10 protein-coding genes are annotated in these 12,087 nt (G+C 58.0%); 5 read left to right on the plus strand and 5 right to left on the minus strand.

The window, feature by feature from the left end; translation table 11 throughout:
• Positions 1–355: 355 nt before the first annotated feature.
• Both CKW31_RS00190 and orn read right to left on the minus strand, forming a co-directional pair.
• Positions 356–970 (minus strand): trimeric intracellular cation channel family protein, encoded by a 615-nt coding sequence (locus CKW31_RS00190; RefSeq protein ID WP_095092350.1) that lies wholly within the window; start codon positions 968–970, stop codon positions 356–358.
• Positions 971–1,145: 175 nt separating this feature from the next.
• On the minus strand, positions 1,146–1,682 hold the full coding sequence (orn, locus tag CKW31_RS00195) for an oligoribonuclease (protein WP_095092351.1): 537 nt from the start codon (positions 1,680–1,682) through the stop codon (positions 1,146–1,148).
• 96 nt (positions 1,683–1,778) lie between these two features.
• Between orn and rsgA the strand changes: the two genes are divergently transcribed.
• Positions 1,779–2,810, plus strand: coding sequence for a small ribosomal subunit biogenesis GTPase RsgA (gene rsgA / locus CKW31_RS00200; RefSeq protein ID WP_027898821.1), 1,032 nt, complete (start codon positions 1,779–1,781; stop codon positions 2,808–2,810).
• A gap of 168 nt (positions 2,811–2,978) precedes the next feature.
• Here rsgA and motB read toward each other — a convergent pair whose 3' ends face one another.
• Both motB and motA read right to left on the minus strand, forming a co-directional pair.
• Positions 2,979–4,001 carry a flagellar motor protein MotB gene (gene motB / locus CKW31_RS00205; protein ID WP_095092352.1) on the minus strand — a complete coding sequence of 341 codons (1,023 nt, stop codon included), beginning with the start codon at positions 3,999–4,001 and terminating at the stop codon, positions 2,979–2,981.
• A 3-nt stretch (positions 4,002–4,004) separates the two neighbouring features.
• Complete coding sequence (gene motA / locus CKW31_RS00210) at positions 4,005–4,856, minus strand: flagellar motor stator protein MotA (protein WP_027898819.1); 852 nt, start codon at positions 4,854–4,856, stop codon at positions 4,005–4,007.
• 209 nt (positions 4,857–5,065) lie between these two features.
• Here motA and CKW31_RS00215 point away from each other — a divergent pair, with 209 nt between their 5' ends.
• From CKW31_RS00215 to CKW31_RS00230, 4 genes are all read left to right on the plus strand, one after another.
• A complete protein-coding gene (locus tag CKW31_RS00215; protein ID WP_095092353.1) occupies positions 5,066–6,601 on the plus strand; it encodes an HDOD domain-containing protein in 1,536 nt (511 codons plus the stop codon).
• A gap of 45 nt (positions 6,602–6,646) precedes the next feature.
• Complete coding sequence (rhdA, locus tag CKW31_RS00220) at positions 6,647–7,462, plus strand: thiosulfate sulfurtransferase (protein WP_095092354.1); 816 nt, start codon at positions 6,647–6,649, stop codon at positions 7,460–7,462.
• Positions 7,463–7,495: 33 nt separating this feature from the next.
• Entirely contained in the window at positions 7,496–8,365 is an 870-nt protein-coding gene (gene asd / locus CKW31_RS00225; RefSeq protein ID WP_176469764.1) for an archaetidylserine decarboxylase, read from the plus strand.
• A gap of 259 nt (positions 8,366–8,624) precedes the next feature.
• Positions 8,625–10,409, plus strand: a complete 1,785-nt coding sequence (locus tag CKW31_RS00230) for a molecular chaperone (RefSeq protein WP_095092356.1) — start codon at positions 8,625–8,627, stop codon at positions 10,407–10,409.
• 446 nt (positions 10,410–10,855) lie between these two features.
• On the opposite strand, the gene serB is transcribed toward CKW31_RS00230, so the two are convergent.
• Positions 10,856–12,070 carry a phosphoserine phosphatase SerB gene (serB, locus tag CKW31_RS00235; protein ID WP_218192126.1) on the minus strand — a complete coding sequence of 405 codons (1,215 nt, stop codon included), beginning with the start codon at positions 12,068–12,070 and terminating at the stop codon, positions 10,856–10,858.
• Positions 12,071–12,087: the final 17 nt, after the last annotated feature.

Consider the following 12,087-nt stretch of genomic DNA (forward strand, 5'->3'; position numbering starts at 1 on the left):
TCGCTCCTACCGGTGAGTGCTCATCACCCTTGTAGACAGGGCATATTCCAGTTCTACGCGGTGCAGGAGGCGCTTGAGGCGACACGGTTTAAGGGTAGGAGCGAACTTGTTCGCGAGAAATATCTCAACCGATGAATTCGTACCGCCTGACAGAAATCCTCACGAACAAGTTCGCTCCTACCGGTGAGTGCTCCTCACCCTTGTAGACAGGGCATATTCCAGTTCTACGCGGTACAGGAGGCGCTTGAGGCGACACGGTTTAAGGGTAGGAGCGAACTTGTTCGCGAGAAATATCTCAACCGATGAATTCGTACCGCCTGACAGAAATCCTCGCGAACAAGTTCGCTCCTACCGGTTAGTGCTCATCACCCTTGTAGACAAACCTGGGCATGTTCCAGTTGAACCGGATAGCCATTAGCCGCAACAGCAGACCGCCGAACAGGGTAATCAGAATGCTCTGCTCCTCAGGCAATTGCAGGTGCTGACACAGCAGAAAGCACCAGGCTGCGAGGAATGAGACGCTGGCGTACAGCTCGCGTCGGAATACCAAGGGGATGTCGTTGCAGAAGATATCCCGCAGGATGCCGCCAAATACGCCGGTGATCACGCCGCAGACAGAGGCCACCAGCAAGCCTGTCCCGACTTCCAGCGCGGTCATCGTACCGATCAGAGTAAAGGCCACCAAACCAAGCGCGTCGAGCACCAGAAACAGCGACCGCAGATGACGCATCAACGGCGCGATGAAGATGGTCAGCAAGGCTGCGACGCTGGTCAGGATCAGGTATTCGGGGTGTTTGACCCACGTCAACGGGTAATGGCCAAGCAACACATCACGAACCGAACCGCCGCCAAGAGCTGTGACGCAGGCGATCAATACCACGCCAAACCAGTCCATGCCCCGCCGCCCGGCAGACAGCGCGCCGGTCATGGCTTCAGCGGTAATAGCGATCAGATAAAGCATCAACAACATGGCGGCAGTCCCTGCGACGAAGCCGCGCAGTGTAGGGCAAGCACCAAAAGAGGGCAAAGAGCGAAATTACCGATCACAACCAATTTCTGTAGCAACTGCCGAAGGCTGCGAAACCGTCGCATCTGACACGCCGCAATCGCAGCCTTCGGCAGCTCCTACAGGAATGATGTAAGTATTAGCCTTTAATGAAATGCTCGCGATAGAACCGCAGCTCAGCGATCGACTCGCGGATGTCGTCCAGTGCCAGGTGGGTGCTGCCCTTCTGGAACTTCAGCTCAGGCGACCAGCGGGCGGCCAGCTCTTTGAGCGTGGAAACGTCCAGATTGCGGTAGTGGAAGTAGTGCTCCAGTGTCGGCATGTGCCTATAAAGGAAGCGACGATCCTGGCAAATACTGTTGCCGCAGATCGGCGAGCTGCGTTCCGGCACCCATTGCTTGATGAACTCAAGCGTCTGAGCTTCTGCTTCAGCCATGCTGATTAAGCTGTCGCGTACCCGCTGGGTCAGGCCCGAACCGCCGTGCTGACGGGTGTTCCACTCGTCCATTCCGGCCAGGGTTTCATCGCTCTGGTGCACAGCGATGACCGGTCCCTCAGCCAAGGTGTTGAGTTCGCTGTCAGTGATGATCGTCGCCATTTCAATGATGACGTCGGTGTCCGGGTCCAGGCCGGTCATTTCCAGATCGATCCAGATCAGGTTCTGCTTGTTCTGCATATTTGGCTCCTCAGCGTAGGCACGCAGTTTAGCTCACCCCGCCGTGCTAGACTCCCCCGCGTTTACTTATCAGCTGCTTTATCACTCGGAACACCCATGGCCAAACGCCAACTCAATCGTCGTCAAAACTGGCGCATCGAAAAAATTCAAGGCGAGCGCGCTGCTCGTGCTGCCAAACGCGAATCACAAACCCTGGAAACACTTGAGGGCGGCGATCTTGGCCCCGAGCAGACCGGGCTGGTGATCGCTCACTTCGGCGTACAAGTCGAAGTAGAAGCGAAGGAAGGCGACCAGGCGGGTCAGGTTTTCCGCTGCCACCTGCGTGCCAACCTGCCTGCACTGGTGACCGGCGATCGCGTCGTCTGGCGCGCCGGCAACCAGGGTATCGGCGTTATCGTCGCGCAATTGCCCCGCACCACTGAGCTGTGCCGTCCCGACAGCCGGGGGCAACTCAAGCCGGTTGCCGCCAACGTCGATCTGATCGTCATTGTGTTTGCGCCGATGCCGGAGCCCCATGCCAACCTGATCGACCGTTATCTGGTGGCCGCCGAGCATGCGGGCATTCGTCCGCTGCTGCTGTTGAACAAGTTCGACCTGATCAACGAGCAGAACGCCCCGGCGCTTAACGCGTTGCTGGAGGTTTACCGGACGCTGGGTTATCCGGTTCTGGAAGTCTCCGCGCACCACGGCGACGGCATGCAACAACTGCAAGCGCAGCTGGACGGGCATATCAGCGTGTTCGTCGGTCAGTCTGGCGTTGGCAAGTCATCTCTGGTCAACAGCTTGCTGCCTGAAGTTGAAACCCGTGTCGGGCCGCTGTCCGAGTTGTCCGGGCAAGGTACACACACCACGACGACTGCCCGCCTGTTCCATTTCCCCCGTGGCGGCGATTTGATCGACTCCCCGGGTATTCGTGAATTCGGTCTGGGCCACGTCAGCCGTGCGGATGTCGAAGCCGGTTTCATCGAGTTCAACGACCTGATCGGCACCTGCCGCTTCCGCGATTGCAAACACGACCGCGAACCGGGCTGTGCATTGTTGATCGCGCTGGAAGAAGGCCGCGTGCAACAGCAGCGTATGAACAGCTATCGCTCGATCATCGCCAGCTTGCCGGAAAGCAGCTACTAGCAGCGCCTTGCAGGAGCTGCCGCAGGCTGCGAATCGCGGACTGTCTGGAAGAATGCCTTCGCAGCCTTCGGTAGCTCCTACAGATTTGCAGCCGACAAAAAAGCCCGGACTCTTTCGAGATCCGGGCTTTTTACTTGCAGCTTGAGGCTTGTAGCTCGTGGCTAGACCTTAATTCTTCGTCTCATCCAGCTTCAACGTGCCGTCTTCGAACAAGTTCAGCTTTTGCCGAATCTCGTGCGGCTGGGCGTAGGCCTGTGGATCATCCGGCGGCTGGATTCTAGGATTGACTGGCGCAGCCGGTGCAGGCTCAGTGCCCGTGGCTTTGCCCTGGCCGCCCCTGTAAACCTGACTGCCTTCAATACGCTGCATGGCCTTCTTGGTCAGGACCATGATATCGATGCGCCGGTTGACCGGGCTTTGCGGATGCTCGCCGTCATACAGCATCGACGACGCATAGCCGACTACCCGCGCCACCTGGTTTTCCGGGTAGGTGCCGGCAACCAGAGCTCGACGTGCCGAGTTGGCCCGATTAGCCGACAGCTCCCAGTTACCGAACTCGCCGTTACCCACATAAGGCTTGCCATCTGTGTGCCCGCTGATGCTGATTTTGTTCGGCACCGCTTTGATGGTATCGGCCATGGCCAGCAGAATGTCTTCGAAATAGGGCTTGAGACGCGCACTGCCCAGGTCGAACATCGGCCGGTTATCAGCGTCTGTAATCTGGATCCGCAGACCATCCTGAGTAATCTCGAAATGGATCTGGTCCTTGAATTTCAGCAGTTCAGGATTCTCTTCGATCTTGTTCTGCAACTCCTGGAGCAACAACTCCAGACGCTCTTGCTCGACCTCTTCCGCCTTGGCCTCCGCCGTCTCGGCTTCGATTGGCACAGTGTCTGGTGTAGGGGTGTTCTTGATTTCCGGGTTCAAGGTCTGATCAGGCGACATTTCCGGCGATCCACCCAGATCAATCACGTAGGGCGAACCACTGTCCGAGAACCCGACCGGGTCTTTAAAGTAACCGGCGATAGCGACTAACTGCTCCGGGGTTGCTGCAGACAGCAGCCAGAGCACCAGAAAGAACGCCATCATGGCGGTTGCAAAGTCCGCGAAGGCGATTTTCCAGGCGCCACCGTGGTGACCGGCTTCATAGCGCTTTACGCGCTTGATGATTATCGGCTGATTATTTTCCATGACTCAGCGACCGCGAACCGCTTGTTCCAGCTCACTGAAGCTGGGCCGGTGTGCCGGATAGAGAACCTTGCGGCCAAACTCGACAGCCAGCGAAGGAGGCATACCGGAGGCCGATGCCACCAGCGACGCCTTGATGGCCTCATAGACGTTGAGCTCTTCTTTGGCATCGTGGGCAAGGCAGCTCGCCAGAGGACCGAAGAAACCGTAGGCGGCAATGATACCCAGGAAGGTACCCACCAGCGCAGCACCCACGTGGTTACCAATGGCAGCCTTGTCGCCGTCACCCAGGGAAGCCATGGTGATCACGATGCCGAGTACTGCCGCCACAATACCGAAACCGGGCAGGCCGTCGGCGATACCGGTTACAGCGTGGGATGGATGACCCAGCTCTTCCTTGATGCTCTGCAGCTCCATGTCAAACAGGCCTTCCAGCTCGTGAGGAGCCATGTTGCCGGATGACATGATACGCAGGTAATCACAGATATAAGCCGTCATGCGCTCGTCTTTCAGCACGCCGGGATACTTGGCGAAAATCGGGCTCGCCGAAGCGTCTTCGATGTCCCCTTCAATCGCCATCATGCCTTCACGGCGGCTCTTGTTGAGGATCTCGTACACCAGACCCAGCACTTCAAGATAGAAGGCGTGCGTGAAGCGCGTACCGAACATCTTCAGCGACTTCTTCATGACGTGCATGGTCATGTAGCCTGGGTTGGCTTGCAGAAATGCGCCCAGACAGGCACCACCGATGATCAACACCTCGAAAGGCTGGATCAGCGCGCCAATCTTACCGTGAGAAAGTACGTAGCCTGCGAGAACACTCGCGAAGACGACGATGATGCCGATAATTTTAGCCATAGGTAGAAAGTACTTACTGAGTCGGGTTCAGGGACATGCGCGGAAGTTCTTGAAACTCTTGTTCTACTTATCGGCATATGTGGGCCAGACTGTAGCCAGAAAAATCGAAAAGCCAGTTGACCGGTGAACGGGGGCCCGTAAATTAGGGTCTTACCCATTGATTTCGCAGTGTCCACTGCCTACATTTTCAGTCGCACGGGCCATGATGCATGCCTCCAGAAACGTCGCCACAGCTTCCCGTCCCGAACACGCTCGATGCGTGGCTCAAGCAATTGGACAGCATTGCATTGCCGGTCCCTCTGCCCAGCCACAATAAGGTCCGTAGCGCACTGAATGATAGCCGCCGCTCTTTGCGTGACATCGCCGACATGATGCAGGACAGCCCGGCGCTGGTCCTGAGCGTGATGCGCGAAGCCAACCATCAAAGCACCGGTCTGACCGAACCTGCTGAAAGCCTCGAAGTGGCGATCACTCGTCTGGGCCTGGGGCGTACGGAGGTGCTGCTCAACCGCCTGCCCGCTCTGGAAAACGAGAAGATTCCGGCCACGTTCCGCCAGTTGCTACTGATCAGTCAGCACGCTACGCAGCAGGCCAACGGACTGTTCGCGGCTCGCCTGGCGCGGCTCTGGCAGGATATCCACCTGGGCAGCCTGTTGTTTCTGGCGCCGCTGTGGCCAATAGCGCTGGCGCACCCGAAATTGCTGGAAGAATGGGAACTGCGGGTTATCCACAAAGGTGAGTCTTCCCGGGCAGTGGAGAAAAAGCTGTTTGGCGTCAGTCTGCTGGAGCTCTGCATGCAATTGGCCACCTTGTGGCGCCTGCCTTTATGGGTGACTCAAGGCTACAAGCTGCTGATCAGCGAACGACGCCAATTGGTCAAGGCGCTGCATATTGCGCGGGCTAATGACGATCCATTGCAACAGCAGCAATTGATGGACGCCGATCCGAACCTGCGTCGCTGGTTCAATCAACCCGCCAATACCGTACTGCTGGGCAACGGCCTGGCGCTGGCCGCTCAACAGGCATGGGACAGCCCGCACTGCCTGCGCTGGGAGTTAATGAGCAGCCTGTACTTGCAGCAATCCATGGACAGCGTGCAGCAGCAGGCCCATCAGAACGCAGTCAGCAGCGCTCGCAACCATAATGACCCAAGCCTGTGGCACCCGGCCGAAGCGCTGATCTGGCCGTGGGCAACCCGCCGGATTCACAGCAAGCTGCAAGCAGCGCCGCCACCCTCGCCCGATGCCTTGCAGAGCTGGCGCAAGCTGTGCGCCGACTTGCTCGCCAACCCGAGCCCCTTCAGTAACGCCATGCACTTGACCACCACGGCGCGGGACGCTCTGGTTTCCTGCGGCATGGAACGTGTGATGTTGCTGATGGCAGACAAGACCGGTACCCAGCTGCGTGTCCATCAGATCGCCGGGTTGAGAGCTGAAACGACGTCGCTGGCGCTCTCTATAAAGGAAAGCACCGTATTGCAACGTCTGTTGGCTCAGCCCACCCAGCTCCGCATGACGCCCGCCAATATCGATCAATTCTCGGCTCTGCTGCCGGGTAATCTGCGGGCTTTGTTCCCAGGCAAACACTGGCTGATCCGATCTCTGAGCAGCAACAATAAGGTGTTGATGCTGGTGGTGGCAGATCAGGGCGGCGGGCAGTTTTCGGAAACCTCGGTGCAGGCTTTCGGTAAAACCTGCCAATGCATCGAGCGGGCGCTGACAAGCTTTAGTAGTCGCAAAGCCTGACAGCTGGGCTACAATTCGCCTCTTTTTTTGAATTGGAGGCTGCACATGTCTGTCTTCTCTGGCTTGCCGCTGGTTATCGAGCCAAGCGACCTGAAGGATCGCCTGGATGCTCCGGAACTGATCCTGGTGGATCTGACCAGTAGCGCCCGATATGACGCCGGACACATACCCGGCGCGCGTTTCGTCGATCCGAAACGTACTCAGTTGGGCCAGCCTCCAGCACCGGGTTTGCTACCTGCCCACGCAGACCTGCAAGCGCTGTTCGGCGAACTGGGTCACAACGCCGATGCGGTGTATGTGGTCTACGACGACGAAGGCGGCGGCTGGGCCGGACGCTTTATTTGGTTACTGGATGTAATCGGCCACAGCAAATACCACTATATCGACGGCGGCCTCCTGGCCTGGCAGGCTGATGGCTTGCCCTTGTCCACAGCGGTTCCCCCCTCGGCTGGCGGGCCGGTTGACCTGCAGCTGCATGACGAACCCACTGCTACACGCGAGTATTTGCAAAGTCGCCTGGGCGCTGCCGATCTGGCAATCTGGGACGCTCGTGGCCCGCTTGAATATTCCGGCGAAAAAGTCGTCGCGGCCAAAGGTGGACACATCCCCGGCGCGATCAACTTCGAGTGGACTGCAGGGATGGATAAGACGCGCGATCTGCGCATCCGTGAAGACATCGCAGAAATCCTCGACAGCCTGGGCATCACTGCAGATAAAGAAATCATTACCCACTGCCAGACACACCACCGGTCGGGCTTCACGTATCTGGTGGCCAAGGCACTGGGTTACCCTCGGGTCAAAGGCTATGCCGGCTCCTGGGGCGAATGGGGCAACCACCCCGATACGCCAGTCGAACGCTGAAGCCCTGTCCACTTTAAAGCATTACATTCAGGAATTTTGATGAAAGAGCGTCTGTTTATCCTCAGCCAGTACCTGTTACCGCATCATTTGCTGTCACGTCTGGCTGGCTGTGTTGCCGAGTGCCGCGTGCGCTGGTTCAAGAATGCCTTCACCGCGTGGTTCGCCCGTCGCTATCAAGTCAACATGTCCGAAGCGCAGGTCGAGGACTTGAGCGCCTATGAGCACTTCAACGCCTTCTTCACCCGTGCTCTGAAACCCGGTGCCCGCCCCCTCGATGAAACGCCGGGTGCAATCCTGAGCCCGGCAGATGGCGCAATCAGCCAACTGGGCCGTATCGAACAGGGCCGTATCTTCCAGGCCAAGGGCCATAGCTTCAGCGTGCTGGAGTTGCTGGGCGGTGACCCGGCGTTGTCGGCGCCGTTCATGGGGGGCGAATTCGCGACTGTTTACCTGTCGCCCAAGGACTACCATCGCGTGCACATGCCGCTTGCCGGTACCTTGCGTGAAATGGTGTATGTGCCTGGCCGAATCTTCTCGGTCAATCAGACCACAGCCGAAAACGTGCCTGAGTTGTTCGCCCGTAACGAGCGCGTAGTCTGCATCTTCGACACAGAGCGCGGACCGATGGCCCTGGTACTGGTTGGCGCGATGATCGTTGCTTCCGTCGAAACGGTCTGGGCCGGATTGGTGACGCCGCCAAAACGTGAACTGAGGACATTCCGCTACGACGAAGCAGCACGTGCGCCGATCCATCTGGAGAAAGGCGCAGAAATGGGCCGCTTCAAGCTGGGCTCCACCGCCATCGTCCTGTTTGGCCCCGAGCAAGTGAAGTGGGCCGAGCAACTCACTGCGACCTCACCAGTACGCATGGGTCAGGCCCTGGCGCTGCCCGTACAGGTTTGAAACAGTAAATAGTGGCACCGCGTGCCACTATTTATCCTTTGATGGCTGTACCATTGCTGTTTTCGCTTGAGCCTACACCGATAGATTCGTCTGAGGTGCTGCGACTATTGGCTGATGCTGCTAGAGTCCCAACACCGGCCCTGTCGGAAATTTTGCATTTTATTGATGTAGATTTCGGCCCCCGCCGGGAACTGTTATCGCTGCATCGATTCAAAGCAGCCGCTCGGTCCCGAGCGGGCAGTTGGAGTTAGCCTTTCACATGAGTAATTTGAGCCTTCCTGTGTTGTTGCGTGTTCCCGCGCCAACGCAGTCGAGCCTGACATTCTGTGAAGCGACGCCCAAGGATCTCAAGCGTTGGATATCAACGCTGCCTAAAGCAAACCTGGGTGAAACGGCTCGTCAGCTCTATCAGGGCCTGACTGAACTCAATCAACTGCTGACGCCCAGTGACAATCGCCTGCAACTGCTTGAACTGCTGCGCCCCGAAGTGCATTTCGTCTGTAAGCATCTGGAACGCCACTTTCTCAATCAGGCCGTGGTGCTCGACGAGCGTCCGCGCAAAGTCGCCAATCTTTGCCAGGCGCTGCAAAACCACCTGGCGGTTGGCTATAAGCTGATCATCGAGCGAGTCAGTTCAAGACTCAGCCGGGATCGCATCCCGCTACTGACCACTGCACTGCAACGGGCGCTCCAGTGCCTGAACGGCCCGCTGATTCGCGCCAATCAACTGTACTGTCCTGTGCAGGAAGGCCTGTGGCTCGAGCTGCACACGATCTATAAAATTGCCTGCGAACACCAATTGCAGAATCTGCCGGTTGCCGATGAACAGGCCATCCACGCCCGTTCGCTGACGGTGGAGCAGACTTACACCATTGCGTTACTGATGGGCTGCTCGCGCTGCAACCAGATGCGTCAGCTCAACATCGGTCGTCTTGCCGACGTGCTGGATGCCTGGAGCCCGTTTGTCCGGCTGCAGTCACCGACAGACGACAGTAGCCTGTACGCGCTTTCAGCCAGACAGGACAAACCGCCTCTCTATAAGTCACTGTTTCCGGAAGACCAGCACCCTACTCTGCTGGGCCTTAACACGCAGGCGTTAGCGGCGATGATCACCCGCTACCTGGAAACCCCTGTAGATCAGCGGGCGCAATCACCACTGTTGGTCCCTCAGGGCTTTCCCCCTGACTTGTTGGAGCATCTGGCAGCCGCCTGGGGCGATGTCGCTGAGCGAACCTTTCAGCGCACGCCCGGCCAAGGCACCCTGAGCCTGTGCATAGGCATGAGTGCACTGCATTTCTACCTCGGCGGCAAACGCTCTTTCAGTGACATGTTGCAAGTCCCGGCCACCAAAGCCGCCGAGTTCAGCCTGCAAATGGTAGACGACAAAGCTGACGACCCTTGGGCCAGTGCTTTTGATACCCAGCGCGGCAACACCTCGGCGCTGATGCTGCCTTATGAAGAAATCCAGTATGAACAGCCTGACGCGGACGGCGGCGACGCGGCGTCGAACGCTCAGCAGACGTTCCCGACCTTTGACCTGAACATCGTCAACCACAGCCCTGGCGGCTATTGCCTCGCATGGCCAAAAGAAGTGCCGCAGCAATTGCAGGCCGGAGAGTTGGTCGGGATTCAGGATGATGCCGGTCAGGGCTGGAGTGTTGCGGTCGTGCGCTGGGTACGCCAGGTGCGCAGCGGCGGCACACAAATGGGTATCGAGCTGATCGCGCCGTTTGCCCAGCCTTGCGGCTTGCAGGTCGTCCGGCCTGAACTGAACAGCCCTTACATGCGCTCTTTGCTGCTACCGGAAATTCGTGCGATTGAACAACCAGCCACCATACTGGCACCACGCTTGCCCTTTAAAGAAGGCAATAACGTGATGATCAATATTTCCGGAGAAGAACACAGCGGCCTGCTGGGCAATCAACGCACCAGCAGCGGCAGCTACAACCAGTTCGAGTACGAAACCTTCGAACTGCCGGGGCAAACGGGCGGTGACACGCCGAAAGCGGAGCAGGAATTCGATTCGTTGTGGTCGTCACTGTAGAACTCCGACGTCCTCCCGACTAAAGCCGGTCCTGTGGGACTGCGTCGGTTCTGTGGGAGCGAGGCTTGCCCGCGATAAGGGCGCTGCGGTTTATCAGATAGACCGCGGTGCTTGTATCGCGGGCAAGCCTCGCTCCCACAGGTTCCGGTGTGATCCCGCGATTTGCGCAGTGTCGTGGAAGCGAATTCATTCGCGAAGAGGCCGGTACATCCTATACATCTGCATCGTTTGAAATGCAGCCTTCGCGAATAAATTCGCTCCCACCGGGGCTGTGTGAAAACCCTGACCGCCAATGCGCTGCTCAAAAAACGTACTGAAAAATGCGTTTCTACGCCAAATCCGGGTCTGGCACACCAAGCGAACATTTGCGGAACTCACCTGAAATCGCGCAGTTCATTTTGGGTGGAGGGTTTTCACACAGTCTGCTCCGGGGCTGTTACCAGCTTTCAGCCGCGACCTTCTCGCTCCCTTACCCCCAACAGATACAGCACGCCATCCAGACCCAGGGTCGAAATCGCCTGCCGGGCTGACTGTTTTACCAGCGGCTTGGCGCGAAACGCGACGCCCAGGCCCGCGATGGCCAGCATCGGCAAATCATTGGCGCCGTCGCCCACCGCGATGGTCTGCTCAAGGCTCAAACCTTCCTTCGCCGCCAGCTCACGCAACAAATCGGCTTTGCGCTGGGCATTGACGATAGGTTCGACGGCCACGCCTGTGCACTTGCCATCAACGACTTCCAGCTCATTGGCGAAGACATAGTCGATACCGAGTCTGGCCTGCAACTGCTTGGCAAAATAAGTGAAGCCGCCGGACAGAATCGCCGTTTTGTAGCCCAGACGCTTGAGTTCGGCGAACAGAACTTCGGTACCCTCGGTCAAGCGAAGTGAAGCACCAATCTCGTCCAGCACGCTGACATCCAGACCTTTGAGCAAAGCAAGACGCTCTTTGAAGCTGGCACTGAAGTCCAGTTCGCCACGCATGGCGCGCTCGGTGATTTCCGAAACCCGATCGCCCACCCCGTGAGCCTTGGCCAACTCATCGATCACTTCGGCTTCGATCAGGGTCGAGTCCATGTCGAACACCGCCAGACGGCGGTTACGGCGGAACAGCGAGTCCTGCTGAAAAGCAATGTCCACATTCAATTCTTGAGCAACCTGCAGGAATTCAGCCTGCAAGGCCTTGGCATCAGCGGGCTCGCCACGCACGGAAAACTCTACGCAACCCTTGCCCTGGTCAGTTGGAGCATCCAGCGGCATGCGTCTGGACAAACGATCAATCTTGTCAATGTTCAGGCCATGTTGCGCCGTGATGGCGCTGACACGCTGCAATTGCTCGGCAGTGATTTTGCGGGTCAGTAATGTCACGATGTGTCGTGCGCTGCCCTGATCGTTGACCCACTTCTGATAGTCCGCTTCAGACACCGGCGTAATGCGCACCTGCTGATCCAGCGAATGCGCGGCCGAGTGAATGTCCGCAAGGACCGAAGCCCCCTGTTCAGGGTCGGGCATTTCGACAAGAATGCCGAACGACATGACGTCGTGAATCACCGCCTGGCCAATATCAAGGATGCTCACGCCACCTTTGGCAAGCACGCCAGTGATGGTCGCAGTGAGACCGGGACGATCTTCACCGGTGATGTTAATCAGGACGATTTCGCGCAAGGGACACCCCAGCAGTG

The organism is Pseudomonas sp. Irchel 3A5 (genome assembly GCF_900187575.1).
GTDB classification, from domain to species: Bacteria; Pseudomonadota; Gammaproteobacteria; order Pseudomonadales; family Pseudomonadaceae; genus Aquipseudomonas; species Aquipseudomonas folii.

Coding starts and splice junctions, on each gene's coding strand:
- CKW31_RS00190 (WP_095092350.1), bottom strand. CDS start 970: ATGTTGTTGATGCTTTATCTGATCGCTATTACCGCTGAAGCCATGACC.
- orn (WP_095092351.1), bottom strand. CDS start 1,682: ATGCAGAACAAGCAGAACCTGATCTGGATCGATCTGGAAATGACCGGC.
- rsgA (WP_027898821.1), top strand. CDS start 1,779: ATGGCCAAACGCCAACTCAATCGTCGTCAAAACTGGCGCATCGAAAAA.
- motB (WP_095092352.1), bottom strand. CDS start 4,001: ATGGAAAATAATCAGCCGATAATCATCAAGCGCGTAAAGCGCTATGAA.
- motA (WP_027898819.1), bottom strand. CDS start 4,856: ATGGCTAAAATTATCGGCATCATCGTCGTCTTCGCGAGTGTTCTCGCA.
- CKW31_RS00215 (WP_095092353.1), top strand. CDS start 5,066: ATGCCTCCAGAAACGTCGCCACAGCTTCCCGTCCCGAACACGCTCGAT.
- rhdA (WP_095092354.1), top strand. CDS start 6,647: ATGTCTGTCTTCTCTGGCTTGCCGCTGGTTATCGAGCCAAGCGACCTG.
- CKW31_RS00230 (WP_095092356.1), top strand. CDS start 8,625: ATGAGTAATTTGAGCCTTCCTGTGTTGTTGCGTGTTCCCGCGCCAACG.